Annotated in this window: 16 protein-coding genes and 1 pseudogene; 5 read left to right on the top strand and 12 right to left on the bottom strand. The window is 64.0% G+C overall.

What is annotated here, in order from left to right:
- The first annotated feature begins 54 nt into the window (after positions 1–54).
- Positions 55–1,656 (top strand): phytoene desaturase family protein, encoded by a 1,602-nt coding sequence (locus tag C7G61_RS15290; RefSeq protein ID WP_108515465.1) that lies wholly within the window; start codon positions 55–57, stop codon positions 1,654–1,656.
- A 352-nt stretch (positions 1,657–2,008) separates the two neighbouring features.
- Here C7G61_RS15290 and C7G61_RS15295 read toward each other — a convergent pair whose 3' ends face one another.
- On the bottom strand, positions 2,009–2,173 hold the full coding sequence (locus C7G61_RS15295) for a Flp family type IVb pilin (RefSeq protein ID WP_108515467.1): 165 nt from the start codon (positions 2,171–2,173) through the stop codon (positions 2,009–2,011).
- A 202-nt stretch (positions 2,174–2,375) separates the two neighbouring features.
- Between C7G61_RS15295 and C7G61_RS15300 the strand changes: the two genes are divergently transcribed.
- On the top strand, positions 2,376–3,266 hold the full coding sequence (locus tag C7G61_RS15300; RefSeq protein ID WP_108515469.1) for a 50S ribosomal protein L11 methyltransferase: 891 nt from the start codon (positions 2,376–2,378) through the stop codon (positions 3,264–3,266).
- Between the two features lie 5 nt (positions 3,267–3,271).
- Here the strand turns inward: C7G61_RS15300 and C7G61_RS15305 are convergent, their stop codons facing one another.
- Entirely contained in the window at positions 3,272–3,460 is a 189-nt protein-coding gene (locus C7G61_RS15305) for a hypothetical protein (RefSeq protein WP_108515471.1), read from the bottom strand.
- A gap of 185 nt (positions 3,461–3,645) precedes the next feature.
- On the opposite strand from C7G61_RS15305, the gene C7G61_RS15310 reads away from it, so the two are divergent.
- From C7G61_RS15310 to C7G61_RS15320, 3 genes are all read left to right on the top strand, one after another.
- Positions 3,646–5,481, top strand: coding sequence for an aminopeptidase P family protein (locus C7G61_RS15310; protein ID WP_108515473.1), 1,836 nt, complete (start codon positions 3,646–3,648; stop codon positions 5,479–5,481).
- A gap of 147 nt (positions 5,482–5,628) precedes the next feature.
- Positions 5,629–6,906 carry a multidrug effflux MFS transporter gene (locus C7G61_RS15315; protein ID WP_108515476.1) on the top strand — a complete coding sequence of 426 codons (1,278 nt, stop codon included), beginning with the start codon at positions 5,629–5,631 and terminating at the stop codon, positions 6,904–6,906.
- Positions 6,907–7,644: 738 nt separating this feature from the next.
- Positions 7,645–8,250 carry a WG repeat-containing protein gene (locus tag C7G61_RS15320; protein ID WP_108515722.1) on the top strand — a complete coding sequence of 202 codons (606 nt, stop codon included), beginning with the start codon at positions 7,645–7,647 and terminating at the stop codon, positions 8,248–8,250.
- Positions 8,251–8,428: 178 nt separating this feature from the next.
- Here the strand turns inward: C7G61_RS15320 and ligA are convergent, their stop codons facing one another.
- The 10 genes and pseudogenes from ligA to murB all read right to left on the bottom strand — a co-directional run bounded on the left by ligA (position 8,429) and on the right by murB (position 21,269).
- On the bottom strand, positions 8,429–10,579 hold the full coding sequence (gene ligA / locus C7G61_RS15325; RefSeq protein WP_108515478.1) for an NAD-dependent DNA ligase LigA: 2,151 nt from the start codon (positions 10,577–10,579) through the stop codon (positions 8,429–8,431).
- A 5-nt stretch (positions 10,580–10,584) separates the two neighbouring features.
- Positions 10,585–12,270 (bottom strand): DNA repair protein RecN, encoded by a 1,686-nt coding sequence (gene recN, locus C7G61_RS15330; RefSeq protein WP_108515480.1) that lies wholly within the window; start codon positions 12,268–12,270, stop codon positions 10,585–10,587.
- A gap of 13 nt (positions 12,271–12,283) precedes the next feature.
- Complete coding sequence (locus C7G61_RS15335) at positions 12,284–13,165, bottom strand: outer membrane protein assembly factor BamD (RefSeq protein ID WP_108515724.1); 882 nt, start codon at positions 13,163–13,165, stop codon at positions 12,284–12,286.
- 358 nt (positions 13,166–13,523) lie between these two features.
- Positions 13,524–14,483, bottom strand: coding sequence for a UDP-3-O-acyl-N-acetylglucosamine deacetylase (gene lpxC, locus C7G61_RS15340; protein WP_108515482.1), 960 nt, complete (start codon positions 14,481–14,483; stop codon positions 13,524–13,526).
- Between the two features lie 351 nt (positions 14,484–14,834).
- Positions 14,835–16,652, bottom strand: coding sequence for a cell division protein FtsZ (ftsZ, locus tag C7G61_RS15345; RefSeq protein WP_108515485.1), 1,818 nt, complete (start codon positions 16,650–16,652; stop codon positions 14,835–14,837).
- Positions 16,653–16,740: 88 nt separating this feature from the next.
- The gene (gene ftsA / locus C7G61_RS15350) at positions 16,741–18,060 is read right to left on the bottom strand and encodes a cell division protein FtsA (RefSeq protein WP_108515488.1); all 1,320 of its coding nucleotides are present in this window, start codon (positions 18,058–18,060) and stop codon (positions 16,741–16,743) included.
- Positions 18,057–19,043, bottom strand: coding sequence for a cell division protein FtsQ/DivIB (locus C7G61_RS15355; RefSeq protein WP_108515490.1), 987 nt, complete (start codon positions 19,041–19,043; stop codon positions 18,057–18,059). Before C7G61_RS15355 ends, ftsA begins: the two co-directional genes overlap by 4 nt.
- A pseudogene (locus tag C7G61_RS46020) lies at positions 19,010–19,269 on the bottom strand (D-alanine--D-alanine ligase); the annotation flags it as partial. The pseudogene C7G61_RS46020 and the gene C7G61_RS15355, both read right to left, overlap by 34 nt.
- An 84-nt stretch (positions 19,270–19,353) precedes the next feature.
- A complete protein-coding gene (locus C7G61_RS15360) occupies positions 19,354–20,346 on the bottom strand; it encodes a D-alanine--D-alanine ligase family protein (RefSeq protein WP_108515493.1) in 993 nt (330 codons plus the stop codon).
- On the bottom strand, positions 20,346–21,269 hold the full coding sequence (gene murB, locus C7G61_RS15365) for a UDP-N-acetylmuramate dehydrogenase (protein ID WP_108515496.1): 924 nt from the start codon (positions 21,267–21,269) through the stop codon (positions 20,346–20,348). Before murB ends, C7G61_RS15360 begins: the two co-directional genes overlap by 1 nt.
- Position 21,270: the final 1 nt, after the last annotated feature.

A 21,270-nucleotide genomic window follows, 5' to 3' on the forward strand; every position in this document is an offset into this window, starting at 1 on the left:
CGGATAGGCGCGCCGCGCCCATCCCGATCAAACCTTTTTGAAGCTGAAGCTGGCATGAACGAGACCGACGTTGTCATCATTGGGGCGGGGCATAACGGCCTCACCTGCGCCGCCTATCTCGCGATGGCCGGCCTTCGCGTAAAGGTGGTCGAGCGCCGCAAGGCGGTCGGCGGCGCCGCGGTGACCGAGGAATTCCACCCCGGCTTCCGCAACTCGGTGGCCGCCTATACTGTCAGCCTGCTCAACCCGCAGATCATGGCCGACCTGAAGCTCGCCGATCACGGCCTGCGCATCGTCGAGCGCCGTGCGCAAAATTTTCTGCCCGCGCCCGACGGTAGCTATCTCCTGACCGGCGAGGGCCGCACAAGGCAATCGGTCGAGAAACTCAGCCAGCACGATGCGGCCGCTATTGATGCCTTCTCGCGCGAGCTGGAGGCCATCGCCGACGTGCTGCGGCAATTCGTGCTGCGCGCGCCGCCGAACATCGTCGAGGGATTTGGGATCGGCGCGATCCGGGAAGCCTTCAATGCGGTAGGCACCGCCGGCATCCTGCGCAAGCTTTCACTGGAGCAGCAGCGCAATCTGCTCGACCTGTTCACGCGCTCGGCCGGCGAGATGCTGGACGAGCGTTTCGAGAACGACCTGGTGAAGGCGCTGTTCGGCTTCGACGCCATCGTCGGCAATTACGCAAGTCCCTACGCCGCCGGCTCGGCCTACGTTATGCTGCACCATGCGTTCGGCGAGGTGAACGGCAAGAAGGGCGTGTGGGGCCACGCGATCGGCGGCATGGGCGCGATCACGCAAGCGATGGCGCGCGCGGCGCGCGGGCATGGCGCCGAAATCGAAACCGAGGCCGGCGTGCGCGAGGTGATCGTCGAAGGCGACCGCGCCGCGGGCGTCATCCTCGACAATGGCCAGACGATCCGCGCGAAATACGTCGTCTCCGGCGTCAATCCGAAATTGCTGTATACGCGGCTCGTGCCGTCGGGCGCGCTGGCGCCGGAATTCCTCGAACGGATCTCGCGCTGGCGCAACGCCTCCGGCACTTTTCGGATGAACGTCGCGTTGAGCGCCCTGCCCTCCTTCACCGCATTGCCCGGCCCCGGCGACCATCTCACCGCCGGCATCATCCTCGCGCCGAGCTTAGGCTACATGGATCGCGCCTGGCAGGATGCGCGCAGCTACGGCTGGAGTCGCGAGCCCGTGGTGGAAGTGCTGATCCCCTCGACACTCGACTCCTCGCTCGCGCCGGAAGGCCGGCATGTCGCGAGCCTGTTCTGCCAGCATGTCGCGCCGGAATTGCCGGATGGAAAATCGTGGGACGACCATCGCGAGGAGGTCGCCGACCTCATGATCGCGACGGTGGATAAATTCGCGCCAGGCTTTGGGACAAGCGTAATCGGCCGCCAGGTGCTGTCGCCGCTCGATCTCGAGCGGCAGTTCGGCCTGCTCGGCGGCGACATCTTCCATGGCGCCTTGACGCTCAATCAATTGTTCTCGGCGCGGCCGATGCTGGGCCATGCCGACTATCGCGGGCCGCTGAAGGGGCTTTACCATTGCGGCTCAGGCGCCCACCCCGGCGGCGGCGTCACCGGCGCCCCCGGCCACAACGCCGCGCGGACAATCCTGGGCGATCACCGCGCACTGTTCGGATAGATGGAACGCACAAGGCGCAACGCCTAAGACCGGCGTCGGGCCGCCGGTCCGAATTGCCCTGAACGGGATTTTAACCAAGTCCCGCGATTTGCCTTCGACTTGCGAGGGCGGGCCGGCTGCAGACAATGTGCAAAGCCGGTGGGTAATGATGGGAAAAGCCTGTGGATTGATTGTCGAAAACTCGCCGCAGCGGCTGTGGAAAGAGCCGGGACCTATCGCGCATAACGTTATCAGCAAGGCCCCTGCCGGCTGTGGATAGAAGGTGGATATTTCACCGCAGCAACGCTGGTCCAAAAAGAAAGAGACCGGGCGCTTGGCGCGCCCGGTCTCGAAATGCCCCCGAAAAGGGTGGTTACTTCAGTGAGGTGCTGATGGTATTGAAGTTCGTGCTGAGCTTGCCGCCGAGACCGTTCACGGCGGTGATGATCGCAATCGAGATTCCGGCTGCAATCAGGCCATACTCGATGGCCGTGGCTCCTGATTCATCCTTGAAGAATGACTTGACGATCGATTTCATGGCTGGTTCCGACCTAAGTGTATGTTTCTGGAACCAGGGTGCCCCCCGTAGTTCCTAGCTGGGAACCTATGGGGATTCATCTAATGTTGGCCTAACAACCGGAACCCAACTTTTCGGGATATTGCGACATGAAATTTGTTCAAATTTGAACGAAACACCGCTTCCTCCAATCGCGCCCTCTCGCCTTCTCCCAGGTTCTTCCATGACTTCCCCTCCCGCTACGTATCGCGTCAGCTTTGCCATCGGTGACGAGCACGCAGCCAAGAGCGTCGTCGATGCCCTGACCGAAGTTTTTTTTGAGGGCCAGGCCGCGATCGCCGCGTTCGAACGGCCGGATGGCCGATGGGACGTCACGGTGCATTTCGCCGAGCCGCCCGATCAGCCGCTGGTGCGCGAACTCGTGGCCAATGCCGCAGGCGCTGATATCGCCGAGGGCATCGCCTTCGACATGGTCGAGGCCAAGGATTGGGTCAAGGCCAGCCTCGAAGACCTCGTTCCCGTGCCGGCCGGACGCTTCATCGTCCACGGCCAGCATGACCGCGAGCGGATCGCGCCCAACAAGATCGGCATCGAAATCGAGGCGGCGCTGGCGTTCGGCACCGGCCACCACGGCACCACGCGCGGCTGCCTGCTGCTGCTCGATCATGTCCTGAAAGCCTGGCGTCCACGCCGCGTGCTCGATCTCGGCACTGGCACCGGCGTGCTGGCGATCGCCGCCGCCAAGGCGCTGCACGACAAGGTGCTGGCGAGCGACATCGATCAGCCCTCGGTGCAGGTGGCCCGCGAAAACGCGCGGCTGAACGTGTCAGGGCATCTGGTGCAGGCGATCCGTGCCACCGGCTTCGCGGCGCCGCAATTTGCTGATGCCGCGCCGTTCGACCTGGTGCTGGCGAATATTCTTGCCAATCCGTTGCGGCAACTGGCAGCGCCCATGACGCGACATCTGGCGCCATCGGCGCTGGTCATTCTGTCGGGCCTGCTGACGCATCAGGCGCCCGCGGTCATCGCCGCCTATCGCGCCCGTGGGCTGGTGCCGCTACGGCACCTGCGTATCGAAGGCTGGAGCAGCCTGTTGTTGCGCAAGGTGAATTGAAAACTCTACTCGGGTGCTTTGCGCGGGTTGCGGGCGATCGCGCCCTTCTCTGCCTTCAACGTCCGTTTGACCCGCGCTTCCGCGAACCGGTCCAGCATCTGGACGATAACGCCGCGCTGTTTCTTGTTAGCCACCGGCGGAACCGGGCCGCGGTCGGCCGGCGGCGAAATCTTCTCGAACGTGAAAGCAGGCATGGTGTATCCCCTCTTCGTTGAGTTGAAACACTCCTCGGACCTCCCGGTATCCTGAGCCGAACAGCACCGCAAAACCGTTCCATCCGACTGACGCGGACGGATATAATGAAGCACGGATTATGCCAAATTGTGGCCAGCCCCGCTGCATTGCGGACCGCTCCACCGAACCCTAAAGTGACAAGGCGATGTTCGAAGCCCATTTCCAGACATTCGAAGAACCCGAAGGCGGCGTGGCGCTGACCGCACGGCTGGCCCGCTTTCGCGAGGAGCTTGCACGGCGAAAGCTGACGGGATTCGTCATTCCGCGCGCCGATCAGCAGCAAAACGAGTATGTCGCAGCCTCCGAAGAGCGGCTGGCCTGGCTCACCGGCTTCACCGGTTCGGCCGGCATAGCGATCGTCCTGACGCGCGAGGCCGTCGTTTTCGTCGATGGCCGCTATACGCTGCAGGCCGCCAAACAGGTCGACCGCAAGGCCTGGCATATCGAGCCGCTGGCCGATCCGCCGCCGGAACATTGGCTGACCAAGCACCTTGCGGCCGGCGATCGCCTCGGTTTTGACCCGTGGCTGCACACTTCCGCGGCAGCCGAGCGGCTGACCGCCGCCTGTACCAAGGCGGGCGCGGAGCTGATCGCGGTCGACAGCAACCCGCTGGACCAGGTGTGGACCGAGCGCCCGGCGCCGCCGCTCGGCCCCGTTTCCGTTCATGGCGTGCAGTTTTCCGGCGAGATCGAAGCCGAAAAACTCAGGCGGATCCGGCTTGAGATCAGCAAGCTCGGGGCCGAGGCGCTGGTTCTGTCTGATAGCCACGCGGTGGCCTGGACCTTCAACATCCGCGGCGCCGACGTCTCGCACACGCCGCTGCCTTTGTCCTACGCGCTGGTGCCGAAGGACGGCCGCCCCACCATCTTCATCGACCACCGCAAGCTTTCCAACCTGACGCGCGACCATCTCGAACAATCAGCCGACGTCCGGGATCCCGACGCGCTGGTGCCCGATCTGACCGAACTCGCGCGCAGCGGCGCCGCGATCGCCCTCGACAGCGCCACGGCCGCCGATGCGCTCAGCCGCCTGATCGCGGGCGCCGGCGGAAAACCGGTGAGCGGCAACGATCCGGTGAGCCTGCTGAAGGCGGTGAAGAACAGCACCGAAATCGAGGGCACGCGGACCGCGCACCAGCGCGACGCGGTGGCGCTGACACGCTTCCTCGCCTGGATCGACCGCGAGGCGCCATCCGGCGCGCTGACGGAGATCGACACCGTCGAGGCGCTGGAAACCTTTCGGCGCCAGACCTGCGCGCTGAAGGATGTTTCGTTTCCGACCATCGCCGGGACCGGGCCGAACGGCGCGATCGTGCATTACCGCGTCACCCGCAAGAGCAACCGGCGGATTTCGCCCGGCGATCTCCTGCTGATCGATTCCGGCGCGCAATATGAAGACGGCACCACCGACGTCACCCGCACGATCGCGATCGGCAATCCCACCGACGAAATGCGCGACCGCTTCACCCGCGTGCTGCGTGGCCACATCGCGATTGCGCGCGCGGTGTTTCCCGACGGCACCACTGGCGCGCAGCTCGATTCCTTTGCGCGGCAATTCCTGTGGCAGGCCGGCCTCGATTTCGAGCACGGCACCGGCCATGGCGTCGGCAGCTATCTCTCGGTGCACGAAGGCCCGGCGCGGATTTCAAAACTCGGCACCACGCCGCTGAAGCGCGGCATGATCCTTTCCAACGAGCCCGGCTATTACAAGACCGACGCCTATGGCATCCGGATCGAGAACCTCGAACTCGTCATCGGCACCGACGTGCCAGGTGCCGACAAGCCGGTGAATGCGTTCGAGACGCTGACGCTGGCGCCGATCGACCGCCGCCTGATCGACGTGAACATGCTCAGCCCGACAGAGCTGAAATGGCTGAACGATTACCATGAGCGCGTCAATCGCGCGGTGCGCCCGCATCTCGACGACAACGCCACGAAGCTGTGGCTCGATGAGGCGACGGCGGCGATGCTGCCGCTTTAATCGTCATTTCGGCGCACGAAGACGCACCCCGCAAATGACGGATGCGACAAGGGCATGGCCGCATGCTGAAACATCCGTATCCGCCATGAGCCATCGCGCTACAGTCTGATTCAACCAACAGAATCTTCAACAGCAGGATCGGACTGAATGCACGGCGTCGTGGGCAAACCGCCCGGCGCGGCGGCGAATGCCGTCGCGACCTCAAAAATCATGCTGCTGATGCTGGTCGCCATGACCGGTGTCGCGCCGATCTCGCTTTACATGCTGGTGCCGGCGCTGCCCGTGCTGGCGACGATGTTCGGCAGCGACATCTCGATCGCGCAGATGACGGTGTCGCTGTTCATGGTCGGCATCGCCTGCTCGCAGCTCGTCATGGGGCCGTTGTCGGACAAGTACGGCCGCCGTCCGGTGCTGCTCGCGGGCCTTGCCCTGATGGTGGCGGCCAGCATCGGCTGCTCGCTGGCGCAGACGCTGCCGCAGTTGATCGCCGCGCGATTCCTGCAGGCGCTCGGCGGCGCCACCGGCATGGTGGTGAGCCGCGCCATCGTCCGTGATCTCTACAGCCGCGACCGCATCAGCTCCATGATCAGCCTCGTCATCGGGGTGATGATGGTGGCGCAGATGCTGAGTGCGCTCGCCGGCGGCCTGCTGGAGACCGCGTTCGGCTGGCGCGCGATCTTCTATTCCATCACCGCGGCTTCACTCGGTGTCGCCGTGCTGATCGCCGTTGCGCTGCCCGAGACGCGGCGCGACCGCGGCGTGAGCAGCAGCTTCCGCGGCGATGTCGGCAAGCTGATGCGCGACCGCGCCTTTCTCGGCTATGTGCTGTGCCAGGTGCTGGCTTCCCAGATCATCTTCACCTTTGCCGGCGGCGGTCCCTACATCGTGGTGACGCAGATGGGCCGAACCACCGCCGAGTATGGCGCATGGTTCGCGACCACCGGATTTGCGTATCTGGTCGGCAACCTGTTCTGCGTCCGCTTCGCGCCGCGCCATTCGCTGGAGAAGCTGATCTGGTTCGGGCTGGCGCTGCAATTCGCCGGCGCGCTGCTGAACCTGATCTTCAGCATCGTTGGGACCAACCAGGCGCCGCTCTGGCTGTTCGGCACCCAGATGATCGTGATGGTCGCCAACGCCTTCGTGATGAGCAATGCCGCGGCCGGCGCCATCAGCGTGCGGCCCGAGGCCGCCGGCACCGCGGCGGGCGCGATGGGTTTCCTGCAACAGGGCATCGGCGCGCTGGTCTCGCAATTCGGCGCCTATCTCGGCGGCCACTCCACCACGACGCTGCCGCTGACGGCGGCGATCTTCGCGCTGTCGATCGCGTGTGCGTCGGCGATGTTCTTTCTCGTGCCGCGGCCAACGGTCGTGGTCAGCGAGGAATTGATGGCGAAGGCGGAGCAGGAAGAGAGCGGGATGCTGTGAGGTTACGATCGCAGCCTCGACCGTCATTGCGAGCGCAGCGAAGTAAAGTAATTCATACACGGCATGCGGAGAGGTGGATTGCTTCGCCTCGCTCGCAATGACGTGGATATAGTTTCGCCTTCTCGCGACGCATCGCGCCCGAGGTTTGCATCTTCTTTGCCCTCCTCTTGAACAGAGGGCGCAGGGAAGACCGGGTGCACGCTGCACCCGCGGTCCCGTGTGCAAATGCACATGGCAAAAGCGCACACGAGCATACAGGTACAGGCGAAACACTCCGGCCTTCCCTGCGCAATGGCTTTACGGCTTATATCGAGCTCTCCCCGGTGAACGGCTCTTTTGCCACCGTCGCTCCACGATGTGACTCGTAAAACTTGACGCCAGCACCGCGACGTCAGAACCACACGACTTCGCCGTACGCTTGAGCCACACACGTCAGTCGCAGCTCTCGCGTCCATCGCACCCCACCGCGCGTTCGTGACGATGGCCAACGCCCCTCATCCGCCGTGAGACGGGCGGAGTTATGCGGGTGATTTGGGTGAGAACGAAAGCAGAATATTTTTGCGCGCGGGACTGGACAGGCTTTTGGTGATTTGCCCGTCGTGCCAATTGGTCGCACCCGACGACGCCATTTCGTCATTGCGAGCCAGGCAAATCAATCCATCACTTTCTTTATGCCGCAATGGATTGCTTTGCTCGCAATGACGGCTGGATACAGTCTGCCTGCGACGAGCGTGCATGATGCCCGATTTTCTCAAGATTGTTGTGCTGGGCGCTCTGCTTGCACTCTCGTCCAGGCCGGTCATAGCAAAAGATCAGGACACGGTTGCGCCTGTGGTCTTTGATTGCTGGGAGCCCGAGCGCACTTTCAAGCGGTGTGCGGCAACCGGCCCCGACGGGCGGCCGCGCTTGAAGCGATCCTATTTGGCTCGACTTCGATATGACCGAGGTGGGCTGGCTTCCGTCTTGTTGTTCAATGGGACTGACAAACGAAAAGCCCAATGGTTCTACGTTCGACGTGGCGTCATCCCAGTGCCGGTTGAATCAATGGACAACGGCCCGGACTATTTCGAGGATGGTCTCGCGCGGTCGCGGGTCGGCGGCAAGATTGGATACATCGACCGCAAACTCAACCTCGTGATCGCAGCAACTTATGACGGAGCCTATCCATTCAAGGATGGAGTTGCTGTTGTCTGCACGGCTTGCACTATTGTCTATGACCGCAATGTCTCTGAAGGCGAGCGCAGCTGGTACGAGGGCGGACAATGGGGACGCATCGACCGCAGGGGGCGTGTGGTCTCACCCTTCCGATCGTGGGAGACATATCAGCGGCTCGAATTCAACTGACGGCCGAACGCGTGCGAGGAATTGATTGAGCAAGCGGAGGAGGCGTCCGCCTTGTGCGCAATTGCGCACTGGGGCGGGCGATCCAGTACGCCGAGGCTTCTCGATCTGTCACAACCGTCTCTGGAATACCGGGTCACCCGCTTTCGCATGTGACGACACAGGAATGCGTCGCACCACCCTACTCCCCGATCAGCTTCAGCCACTCATCCTCGGTCAGCACCGGCACGCCGTGCTTCTTGGCTTCCGCCAGCTTTGACCCCGCCCCCGGGCCCGCAACGACATAGTCCGTCTTCTTGGATACCGAACCGGCTGCCTTGGCGCCCAGCCGTTCGGCCGTCGCCTTGGCCTCGTCGCGCGTCATTTTTTCCAGCGAACCCGTGAAGACCACGGTCTTGCCCGCAACCGCCGAATTGCTCTTCGGCTTTTCGGCGTCGATGATCTCTTCGAGTTCTTTCGTCAGCCGCTCGACGATGCCGCGGTTGTGGCTCTCGCCGAAATAGGCGGCGACGCTCTTGATCACTGTGTCGCCGATCTGGTCGAGTGCGTCCATCTCGGCGATGGTCTCCTCGTCCCCCTTGGCGACCTTGAGGCAGGCATCGTGGAATGCGTCCCATGAGCCGTAGCCGCGCGCCAGAGCAAGTGCAGTCGTTTCCCCGACATGGCGCATGCCGAGTGCATAAATAAAACGCTCCAGCGCAATGCGGCGGCGGCTCTCAATCGCGGTAAAGAGGTTGCGCACCGAGGTTTCGCCGTAGCCCTCGATCTCCTCCAGCTTCAGCTTGGCGTTGCGTTTTTGCAGCGTGAAGATGTCGGCGGGCTCCTTCACCCAGCCTTCGTCGAAGAAGTACTGAAGCTGCTTCTCGCCGAGCCCGTCGATGTCGAAGGCGCGCCGCGAAACGAACAGTTTCAGATGCTCGATCTTCTGGAACGGACAGGCGAACTCGCCGGTGCAGCGGGCGCGGGAGCCTTCCTCACCGGTTGCCGTTTCCTCGCGCACGACGTCGGTGTGCAGCGGGCACGGACATTTTGTTGGAAATTTATAGGGCTTCGAGTCGTTCGGGCGCTTGTCGATGATGACGTCGACCACCTGCGGGATGACGTCCCCGGCGCGCTGAATCACGACGGTGTCCCCACGCCTGATATCGCGCCCCTCGCGCAACTGCTCGCCGTCACCGCCGATGCCCTTGATGTAATCCTCGTTGTGCAGCGTGACGTTCTGCACGATCACACCGCCGACGCCGACCGGCTCCAGCTTGCCGACCGGTGTGAACGATCCGGTGCGGCCGACCTGGATTTCGATGTCCTTGAGCACCGTCATGGCGCGCTCGGCCGGGAATTTGTGCGCAATGGCCCAGCGCGGCGTGCGCGAGACGAAACCGAGCCGCTCCTGCCAGTCGATCCGGTCGATCTTGTAGACGACCCCGTCGATGTCGTAATCGAGCTCGGCGCGCTGCTCCTCGATCTTGCGATGGAATGCGATCAGATGCTCGACGGAGTGGCAGAGCTTTGTCAGCGGGTTGGTCTTGAAGCCGCAGCGCTCGAACCAGTGGATCATGCCGGCTTGAGTCTTTTCGGGCATCGCGCTCATCTGGCCCCAGGAATAGGCGAAGAAGCCGAGCGGGCGCGAAGCGGTGATCGAAGGATCTTTCTGGCGAAGCGAACCCGCGGCGGAATTTCGCGGATTGGCGAAGATCGTGTCGCCCGCGGTCTTCTGACGTTCGTTCAGCGCCAGAAAAGCGTGCTTGGTCATATAGACCTCGCCGCGCACCTCGCAGATATCAGGGATATTGCGGCCCTTCAGCCTGTGCGGCACATCTTCCAGCGTGCGGATATTGGCGGTGACATCCTCGCCTACCGCACCGTCGCCGCGGGTGGCGGCGGTAACGAGTTCGCCGCCCTCGTAGCGCAGCGACATCGAGAGCCCGTCGATCTTCGGCTCGGCAGAGAAATCGATCTTGTCGTCGCTGAGCTTGAGAAAGCGCTCGATGCGGCCAACGAAGTCGAGCACATCCTGTTCGGCGAACGCGTTGTCGAGCGACAGCATCGGCACCGCATGGCGAACTTTTTTGAAACGCCCCGACGGCGCCGCGCCGACCTTCTGCGACGGCGATTCCGCCGTGACGAATTCGGGAAACCGCTTCTCGATGGCGTTGTAGCGCTGCCGCAGCGCGTCATATTCGGCGTCGCTGACGCTGGGCGCGTCCTCCTGATAATAGCGCTTGTCGTGGCCCTCGAGCTCCAGCGCCAGCCGCATGTGCTCGACCTTGGCCTGTGCCTTGGTGAGCTTGGCAACGTCGGTCAGGCTTTTTGTTTTTGCTGTCTTGGCCATGACGGCTAGCTCGCCGCGCGCAACAGCCGCTCCGCCGCCGCCCTCGCCTCCGCCGTGATCTCGGCGCCCGCCAGCATGCGGGCGATTTCCTCGCGGCGGTGGTCGGCGGCGAGCGCGTTGACGCGGGTGGCGACGCGCTTGCCCTTGTCGAGCGCATCCTTGGAAATGAGCAGGTGCGTACTGGCCCGTGCGGCGACCTGCGGCGCATGCGTCACCGCCATCACCTGGACCTGGCCGGCCAGCCGCGACAGCCGCGCGCCGATCGCGTCCGCCACCGCGCCGCCGACACCGGTATCGATTTCGTCGAACACCAGCGTGGGCGCCGAGCCGCGGTCGGACAGCACCACCTTGAGCGCCAGCAGGAAGCGCGACAGCTCACCACCGGAAGCGACCTTCATCAGCGGCCCCGGTTTTGTCCCCGGATTGGTCTGCACCCAGAACTCGACGCGATCGATGCCCTGCGGCCCCGGTGACTTCGCATCGGTCTCGACCTGCGTCATGAACTTTGCGCGCTCGAGCTTCAGCGGCGCGAGTTCGGCGTTGACTGCCTTGTTGAGCTTCTCGGCGGACTTGTTGCGGGCCGCGGAAAGCTTCTCGGCTGCCACGCCATAGCGCTGGTCGGCCTCGGCAGCGGCGGCTTCCAGCTTCTTCAACTGATCCGCGCCGGCATCGATCAGCGCCACGTCGGCGACGAATTTGGCGGCGAGCGCCGCGAGCCCGTCGACTGGCGTCGAATATTTGCGCGAGGCGGCGCGCAGCGCGAACAGCCGCTCCTCGATGCGCTCCAGCTCGGCGGGATCGAAATCGGCCGCGACCAGGGCTGCGCTGAGATGCTGGTCGGCCTCTTCCAGCGCGTTGATCGCGATATCGATCGCCTTCACCGCCGGCTCGACCAGCGCGGGCGAATTGGCGGCGCGGCGTTCGAGGCGGCGTACTGCGGCGGCCAGCGCCGGCACCGGCGAATGGGGGCCGCCGACCGCCTCCTGCGCCTCGCGCAGGTCGCTTGCGATCTTCTCGCCCTGCATCATGATGGTGCGGCGTCCGGCGAGCGCGGTCTCCTCGCCCTCCTTCGGCTTCAACGTCTTCAGCTCGTCGGCGGCGTGGCGCAGATAGTCCGCCTCGCGCGCGGCGCGTTCCATGCTGGCGCGATGCGCGTCGAGCGCTTGATTCGCGGTGCGCCGCGCCTCCCATAGCGTTTCCAGCGCCGCGACCTCTTTCTCCAGCCCGGCAAAGGCATCGAGCAACTGCCGGTGCGTCGAGGCGTCAACCAGCGCGCGCTCGTCATGCTGGCCGTGGATCTCGACCAGGACAGCGCCGACCGCTTTCAGGGTCTGCACGCTGATCGACTGGTCGTTGATGAAGGCGCGGGTGCGGCCGTCGGCGAGCTGCACGCGGCGCAGAATCATTTCGCAGGATTCTTCAGAACTCGCATCGTCGAGACCGTTCTCGGACAGGATCCTTGCGGCCGGATGGCCCTTGGGAACGTCGAAAGTGGCCGTCACCTGGCCCTGCTCTGCGCCATGGCGAACCAGGCCCGAATCGCCGCGGCCGCCAAGCGCCAGCGCGAAGGCATCGAGCAGGATGGATTTGCCCGCGCCGGTCTCGCCGGTCAGCACCGCGAGGCCACGGGAGAATTCGATATCGAGCCGTTCGATCAGGACGATGTCACGGATCGACAGACGCGCCAGCATGCGAAGTAAATTCCTAGCCGAGACCCATCTTCTTGAAGGCCCTGGAAATATAGGAACCCTTGTTCTCGCTCGGCTCGAGACCACCCGACTTTACAAGATTATAGGCGTCCTTGTACCAGCGGCTGTCAGGAAAGTTGTGTCCAAGTACGGCCGCCGCCGTCTGCGCCTCGCCGACGATGCCGATCGCCATATAGGCCTCGGTGAGGCGGTAGAGCGCTTCCTCGACGTGGCGGGTGGTCTGATAGCGCGTGACCACGGTCTTGAAACGGTTGATCGCCGGAGTGAAGTCGCGCTTATCCAAATAATAGCGGCCGACGTCCAATTCCTTGCCGGCGAGCTGGTCGCGCGCGCCTTCAAGCTTGGCCTTGGCGGAGTTGGCATATTCCGAGGTCGGATATTTGCGAATCACCTCTTCCAGCGCCGCGATCGCCTTTTCGGTGCGGCCCTGGTCGCGGGAGATGTCCGGGATCTGGTCGTAATGCGAGGCCGCGATCAGATATTGCGCATAAGCAGCATCCGGGCTGCCGGGATGCAGCGTGACGTAACGGGTCGCAGCACCAATGCAGCTGTCGTAGTCGCCGGAATTGTAGAAGGAATAGGCCGACATCAGCAGCGATTTGCGCGCCCAGTCGGAATAAGGATGCTGGCGATCGACTTCCTCGAATTTCTTCGAGGCCGCCTTGTTATCCTTGCGCTGGTTCATCAGGTACAAGCCCTCATTGTAGAGCTTGTCCGCCGGTTCCTCGTTGAAGGTGTCGTCCTTGGCGGTGAACTTGTCCCAGAGCGCGCCGGTGCCGCATCCGCTCAAGGGAATGGCGAGCGCAATCAGGCCCGCCGCCAGCCGCAGCGACCGTAGTGATTTGCGTGGTTCAAGCGTCATACGCTGTGCCGACATTGAATCTGTGACCTGACGCCTTTGATGCGGTTGATGACTGGAGCCCGCCTGCCCATGAACCGCGGTCATGGAAGCCATATTTCCCGTGCCCAATGCATAATTCCTCAGGGGCCCGTAGCGCTTGTCGTGCAACCGCGAGCCTCTGTAGCCGAAAAATGGTCCTCAACCAACCGAATACGCAGCCAATTCGCCCGGATTAAGGCGGCGGAACGGGCATCGTTACCGATTGTGGTTACTACGGAAAACGCGTCTGTACGGCACGAAAGCCCGGCCTTCGCAGCCGAAGTCAGTGGATTTCACAAGCCAAGGTCAAGGACATTTCGCAAAGCGAAAGTCAGGACATTTCGCAAAGCGAAAGTCAGGACACATCCGGACCATAGGCCGGGGCGATCAAACCGCCCACCATGCCTGCGCCGGCCTCAACATGGCCACGGGTACGGCGTGCCGGTTCGGCCTCGACCACCCGCCAGGCGCTGGGATCGGCCAACAGGGCCGTCAGTACGGCGTGGTTCAGCTTGTGGCCGCCACGCACCGAGCGATAGGCGCCGAGCAGCGGCAAACCGGCCAGGGTCAGATCGCCAACCGCGTCCAGCGCCTTGTGGCGGGCGCATTCATCGGAAAAGCGCAGGCCTTCGGTGTTGAGCAGACGGGCGTCGTCGAGCACCACCGTATTCTCAAACGAGGCGCCGCGCGCAAAACCGGCGCTCCAGAGCCGCGCGACGTCGTTCATGAAGCCGAAGGTCCGGGCGCGGGAAACCTCGCGGCGGAAGCTTTCAGGATTGAGATCGAGCGAGAAATTCTGGCGGCCGATCACGGGATTGGCGAAGTCGATCTCGATCTCGACGCGGAACCCGCCTGCATGCGGCCGCAACTCGCCGAAGCTGTCGCCGATCGCAACCTGGACCGGCTTCAGCACCTGAATGAAGCGGCGGGAGGCCGACTGGGTGACAATGCCGGCCTGATCGATGGCGGCGACGAAGGCCGCCGCGCTGCCGTCCATGATCGGAACTTCGGGACCGTCGACTTCGATGATGGCGTTGTCGACGCCCATGCCGCGCAAGGCAGCGAGGACATGTTCCGCAGTGGAAACCAGCGGGCCTTCGCGGTCGCCGAGAACGGTAGCAAGATCGGTGGCGGTTACAGATTCTGCGATGGCGGGAACTTCGCGGTCGGCCTCATCAAGGCCGGTGCGGACAAAAATAAAACCCGCATCCACAGGAGCAGGACCAAGCGTCAGGCTGACAGGTAAACCGGAATGAACGCCAACGCCCGTTACGGTGGCTTGCGACCGAAGCGTGGTTTGCCGGCTGAATTTCATCGATAACTGCCCACTACCCTGACTTAACCCAAAGACGGGAACCGCGCGTAGGTGGCGATTCGCGTTCTAGGCATCCCCAAGTCACGGCAGACCATAACTATTTCCCAATGCGCGCCAACTCACGCTTCTTTACGGATTGTTACCCTATCTCTGCCGCAATCACGCCAAGGGTTAACCAAATTCCGGCACGGCCGAAGGCCGTTTCAGCTGCAATAGCTGATCACGGAATGAATAATTAATCATTTAAAATCAGTTGCTTGACTGACCAACCGCGCCTCGGCACCCAGCCAAAGAGAGGGCCCCGGCTGGGTCAGCCGGGGCCCCTTGGGTCGCCTTAATTGTTACAAAAGCTCAGTTGGCCTGGCGTCGGAGGAAGGCCGGGATATCAAGATGGTCGTCGCCCTGTGGCGTCTGGGCAACAGGCGCTGGGCGGCCATGGACGTCCAAACCTTGCGGCGCCGGGCGTTTTGCGTACTCTGATACCGGCTCGTGATTCGCCGCCATTTGCTGGGCGACGGTCCGCTGCGGCTTGCGATCGGGCAGCGGCGGCAGCGGCGCCATCGCCGGACCGGAGGCGCGGGCCGAAATCGGCGGCTCGGTCTCTTCGTCTCGGCGGCCGAGCCCGACATTGGCGAGCCGCTGCAACAGCGAGAGCTTGGACTTCTGCGGGTGCTCCTCTTCGGCCTCACCGCGGGCCTGCCGGATTTCGGCCTGCGCCGGCATCGGCAGATCCTCGAATTTCGGCATCCGCGGCGAGCGGGCCGGCGCACGTTCGGCCGCCTGCGGGATGAAGGTTTCGGGGGTCGCAGGCTGCTCGGGCTCGATGCGGGCGGCCTCGTTATGATCCGGGAACAAAGTCGGCTTCTGCGCGATCGGGCGGACCGTGACGTCGCCATAGGAAGCCGGCTGGATCGGAGCCTGTTGCGGCGTATCAACCGCAGCTGCGATCGCAGCAAGCGCCGCACGCTCGACATTGTTGGCCTGACGTTGCGCCGACGCGACGGCCGGGGCCTGCGCGGGAGCCGGAGCAATCGCCTGCTGCGCGGGCGCCGGCTCGAGCTTCTGGGCGCGTTCGGCCAGCCGCGCATTGTCGGCGCGCAGGCGAGCGGTCAGTTCGGCCAGGCGGTTGTCGGGCGAGGACGTGGCGCCGGCAGTGGCCGTGGTCGCGGCCGCCGGGGCGGCGGCGGCATTGCGCGCGATCTGCGCCTGCTCGATGCCGGTGGCGACGACGGAGACGCGGATGATGCCGTCGAGCGTCTCGTCGAAGGTGGCGCCGACGATGATGTTGGCGTCCTGGTCGACTTCCTCGCGAATCCGGGTGGCGGCTTCGTCGACTTCGAACAGCGTCAGGTCCTTGCCGCCGGTGATCGAGATCAGCAGGCCGCGGGCCCCCTTCATCGATGAGTCGTCGATCAGCGGGTTGGCGATCGCAGCTTCGGCCGCGGTCAGCGCGCGCTTCTCGCCGGTGGCTTCGCCGGTGCCCATCATCGCCTTGCCCATCTCCTTCATCACCGCCCTCACGTCGGCGAAGTCGAGGTTGATCAGGCCTTCCTTGACCATCAGGTCGGTGATGCAGGCAACGCCCGAATAGAGCACCTGATCGGCCATCGCGAAGGCATCGGCGAAGGTGGTCTTTTCGTTGGCGACCCGGAACAGGTTCTGGTTCGGGATGATCAAGAGCGTATCGACCACCTTGTGCAGTTCGGCGATGCCGGACTCGGCGGTGCGCATGCGGCGCATGCCCTCGAAGTGGAACGGCTTGGTCACCACGCCGACGGTGAGGATACCCATTTCGCGCGCGGTCTTGGCGATGACGGGGGCGGCACCCGTGCCGGTGCCGCCGCCCATGCCCGCGGTGACGAACACCATGTTGGCGCCCGAGAGGTGGTCGCGAAGTTCGTCGATGACTTCCTGCGCCGCCGCCGCGCCGACATCAGGCTGGGACCCCGCGCCGAGGCCCTGCGTCACCTGGGTGCCCATCTGCACGATGCGCTGCGCCTTCGACATGGTCAGCGCCTGCGCGTCGGTGTTGGCGACGACGAAATCGACGCCCTGCAACCCGGCAGTGATCATGTTATTGACGGCATTGCCGCCTGCTCCACCGACGCCGAAGACAGTAATCCGCGGTTTCAGCTCGCTGATGTCAGGGGGGGTCAGATTGAGTGCCATGGTTGCCTCTCCTACGACGCGCGCGTTGGTTCGCCCCGGCCGACGGCCGCGGGATTTGGTGAAAATCGTTTGGTCATTGGACCGGTCATCAGAAGCCCTCGCGAAGCCATCGTCCGACCTTTCCGAAATAGCCGTCAGTCCCTGTCCTGAGCTGCCGCGTATGCCGCGGTTCGACGTGTTCCAGATGAGCGTATTGCGGATAGACCAAAAGGCCGGTCGGCACCGCGAACGAGGCGCTCTTGGCCTCGTTGGGCAGCCGGCCGAAACCGAGCGGCCGGCCGATCCGGACCGACCGGTTGAGAATGCGGGTGGCGAGTTCGACGGTGCCGGTGAGCTGGGACGCGCCGCCGCTCAAGACAACCCGCGCCCGCGGCTCTGCCGCAAAGGGGGAATCCGCGAGCCGGTCCCGGACCATTTCAAAAATCTCCTCGGCGCGATGCCGGACGATGTTCGCGATCGTGGCGCGCGAGACGATCTGCGGTGCATCGTGTTCCTCTCCCGCAGTCGGAACAGACATCAACTCGCGCGCGTCGGACCCGCCGGTCAGCACGGTCCCGTATAAAGTCTTGATTCGCTCGGCATCTGCAATGCATGCGCCGACGCCGCGTGCAAGATCCATGGTCACGTGCTGTCCGCCGAGCGCAAATCCTGATGCATGAACGAAGCGGCCGGCGGAATAAGTCGCAATCGTGGTCGATCCGGCGCCCATTTCGACCACGGCGGCGCCGAGATCGGCCTCGTCGTCGGTCAACACGGAAAGGCCTGCGACATAAGGACTCGCCGACATGGCTTCGACATTGAGATGGCAGCGCTCGACCACCAGCATCAGATTGCGGGCAACGGTGGCATCCGCCGTCACCACGTTCATGTCGACGCCGAACTGCCGGGCCACCATGCCGCGGGGGTCGCGGATGCCCTTGACGCCATCCAGCGCGTAGCCGACCGGCAGCGCGTGCAGCACGGTGCGACCCTCGCCGGTGGCGTGGCGCATGCCGGTGGACGTCACCCGGGTGACGTCATCGGCGGTAACGGCGCCGCCCCTGATATCGGCGGCAGCCTCGACCAGCTGGCCCTGCAGCCGGCCGCCGGAAACCGACAGCAATACTGACTCAACGCGGACCTTGGCCATACGCTCGGCCAGCGCCACGGCCTGCCGCACCGCCTGTTCGCATTCGGCGAGATCGACCACAGCGCCGGCCTTGACGCCGCGCGACTGGATCTGGCTGTAGCCGATCAATTCCACCGCATGGGTACGGCCGCGCAGCGCGTCGTTCGCCGGCGACGGCTTCAGCCGTGCGATCATGCAGGCGATCTTGCTGGTGCCGACATCGAGCGACGCCACCAGCGCGGTGCGCTTGTGATCGACGGGGCGCGTCTTCGGGGTCTGGTTGCGATCGAGGCCGGTCATGCGTCACCGGCCTTTTTCTTGGGTTTCTTGTCCTTGAACAGTTCTTCGCGGGCCTTGGCCGCGTCTTCAGACAATTGCACCGTCAAGCGGTCCGGCAGGCGCATGTCGACCGCGACGATATCGCGCGAGAACAGCAGGTCGTCCTTGTCCAGCTTGCTCAGCACGGCAAGCGCATTGCCAACGTCGTTCTCCGGCAGGCGGATGTCGAGGCCGTCCTTCAGCCGCAGATTCCAGCGCCGTTCGCCGACGAGGATCGCAGCCTTGGTCGCGGTGCGAACCTGCGGATAGCGGTCGAGCAGCGCGAGGAAATCACGGGCCTTGACGTCGGCGCCCTTGCCCACCACCAGCGGCAGCGTCACGAAGCGGCGCGACACGTAGGGCTCCAGCACCGCGCCGTCCTCCGATATCACGGACAGCCGGCCCTCCTGCTGCCACAGCGCGAACGCCGTACGCTCGACGATGTCGATCTGCAGCTGACCGGGATAAAGCTTCAGGATGGTCGCGTCAGCGATCCACGGATTGGCCTTGAGCCTGTCGCGCACGGTGGCGGCGTCGAGGAACAACAGCGAGGAGCGGCCATTGACGCCGCCGATCGCAAGCACCTCGTCCTGGCTCAATTGCTTGCGGCCGTTGATGGCAACCGTCGTGATGCGGAATCCGGCCGAATTGGCCAGCGCATTGCGGGTATCGTTAAGCGCCACCATGAAGTCGTCGACATGGCCGCCCTTGACGATACCCAGGCCTGCGCTGCCGAGCAGCATCAGCACGGTCAAGGCGACGCCTGCGCGGTTCGGAAGGTAACGTTCGACCAGCAGGACCAGGCGATTCGACGGTTCGCGATCGATCACAGGCCTTGCCGGGACGCGGGCACGAAGGCCCATCCGCTCGCGCAGCAGCACGGCCGCTCCAATAGCAGCCGCTTTCAGGTCAGCTTGGGGCCCCAGCGATCTCAGCGACCGAGCGAGGCGTCCTGCACCATCCATTGCACGAGCCTGTCCAAGTGTTGTTCCCGCAAGCGTTTTGCGGGTTCCGGCCCATGTGACGCCTCGGTTTTGCCGGACTTGGTGCTGATCTGAAGTCGGAACAGCGCACGCCCCGGCAGCCAAGCGCCACATGCGCCGCCAGCGTTAACCTTCGGACTTCCTGGTAAACAAAGTGTAAATTCGGGGCACCGGTGACGCGTTTTGACGCGTCTTTTGAGTGGTTTGCCGGCTAATTCTTAGGATTTTAGCAACAATTCTCGTGGCGAGGTTAGTTCCGGGTTAACGGCCTGTTAACTGGCCGGTCGGCCGGTCAGACCCGTTCCCGGTTGCGCCGTTCGGCCAGCGCGATCTGGTCGCGCAGAAAATCCGGGAATTCGATCCCCTGCGCCTTCAGCGCCTTCGGGTAGAGCGATGCGGCGGTCAGGCCCGGCAGCGTGTTGGTTTCCAGGTAAACCAGCCCCTTCGCCGAGACGATGAAGTCGGTCCGGGAATAGCCGCTGCACGACAGCGCCCGGTGCGCCCGCAGCGCCTGGTCCATGAGGGCTGTGCTGATCTCGGGCGAAAATCGTCCCGGACAGATCTCCTGGGTGGATTTGAGCAAGTACTTCGCCGTGTAGTCGAACGCGCCTTCCGCCGGAACGATTTCGATCGGCGGCAATGAAAGCACCGAACCGTCTGGCCGCTCCAGCACGCCGCAGGTCGCCTCCACACCCGGCACGAACGGCTCGATCAGATATTCCTCTGTTTTGGCGGCGTTGCGCACGGCGACGAGATCCTGCTTCGCATTGACGAAGATCAGGCCATAGCTCGATCCGTCCCGCGCCGGCTTTGCGATCAGCCTGCCGTATTCCGCAAACGCCGCGTCGAGGTTTTCCAGGGCGACGCCGGCCGGCGCTGCGACGCCCGCATAGGCCGCAAAGCGTTTTGCCGCCACCTTGTCGAAAGCGAGATTCGACGACGCCGAGCCGGAGCCGGTGAAGGGAATCCCGCGCAGTTCGCACATCGCCTGCAATTCGCCGTTCTCGGCCCGGCCGCCATGCAGGCCGAGCACCAGCACGCGATCCTCGGACTTCGCCTTGTCGAGCGCGGCTTCGAGCGACAGGCCGCGGTTGCCGGGTTTGAATTCATCCTCAAACGGACGCGAATGCTCGAGGAGTGCCTTTGAGCTGACGTCGTGGACGGTATCGGCAACGTCCCAAAACCAGAGGTCGGCCTCAGGCAAGGCCCGATGCAGCGCCTGGGCGCTCGCGACCGAGACCAGCCGCTCCTTGTTGGTGCCGCCAAAGAGAATGGTCGTCCGCATCAGCCTCGCTCGATTCCGATCCGCTTGATTTCCCAGTGTAGCTCGATTCCAGAATTCGCTTTAACCCGCTCGCGCACGGTTTCACCCAGCGTTTCAATATCATGCCCGGTAGCATTACCGGTGTTGATGAGGAAGTTGCAGTGCATTTCCGAGACCTGCGCCCCGCCGACGCGCAAGCCCCGGCAGCCGGCGGCGTCGATCAGTTTCCAGGCGCTGTCTCCGGGCGGATTCTTGAAGGTCGATCCTCCGGTCTTTTCGCGAATCGGCTGCGCGGTTTCGCGATGGGTCTGCACTTCATTCATCTTCGCGCGAATGGCTTCAGCATCCGTGATGGCGCCGCGGAAACGCGCAGAGGTGAAAATCACCGAGGGATCGACGCCGCTGTTGCGATAGACGAACTTCATGCCGGCATTGGTGAAGACATGCCTGGTGCCGTCGCGGCCGATGCCGACAGCTTCGATCAGAACGTCCTTGGTCTCGCTGCCATTGGCGCCGGCATTCATCCGCAGCGCGCCGCCGATGGTGCCGGGAATGCCGAAGAAAAATTCCATGCCGCCGATGTTGGCGGCAGCCGCGGTCTCCGCCACGCGCTTATCGAGCGCGGCAGTGCCCGCGCTGACGATATCGCCAGAAGCCAGTGTCTCGCCGAACGCCCGCGGCGACAGGCGGATCACCACCCCCGCCATGCCGCCGTCACGCACGATCAGGTTGGAGCCGACGCCGACGACATAGACCGGCAATGCCTTCGGAAGCCGCTTTAAGAAGTACGCGAGATCGTCTTCATCCGCCGGCGTGAACAGCACCTGCGCCGGCCCGCCGACGCGAAACCACGTCAGCTCCGCCAGCGACTGATTCGCCAGCAACCGCCCGCGCAGCTCCGGCATCGCGGTCTTGAGATCGGGTGTGATGTCGGGGAATGCCACG

This window comes from Bradyrhizobium algeriense (assembly GCF_003062295.1).
GTDB classification, from domain to species: domain Bacteria; phylum Pseudomonadota; class Alphaproteobacteria; order Rhizobiales; family Xanthobacteraceae; genus Bradyrhizobium; species Bradyrhizobium algeriense.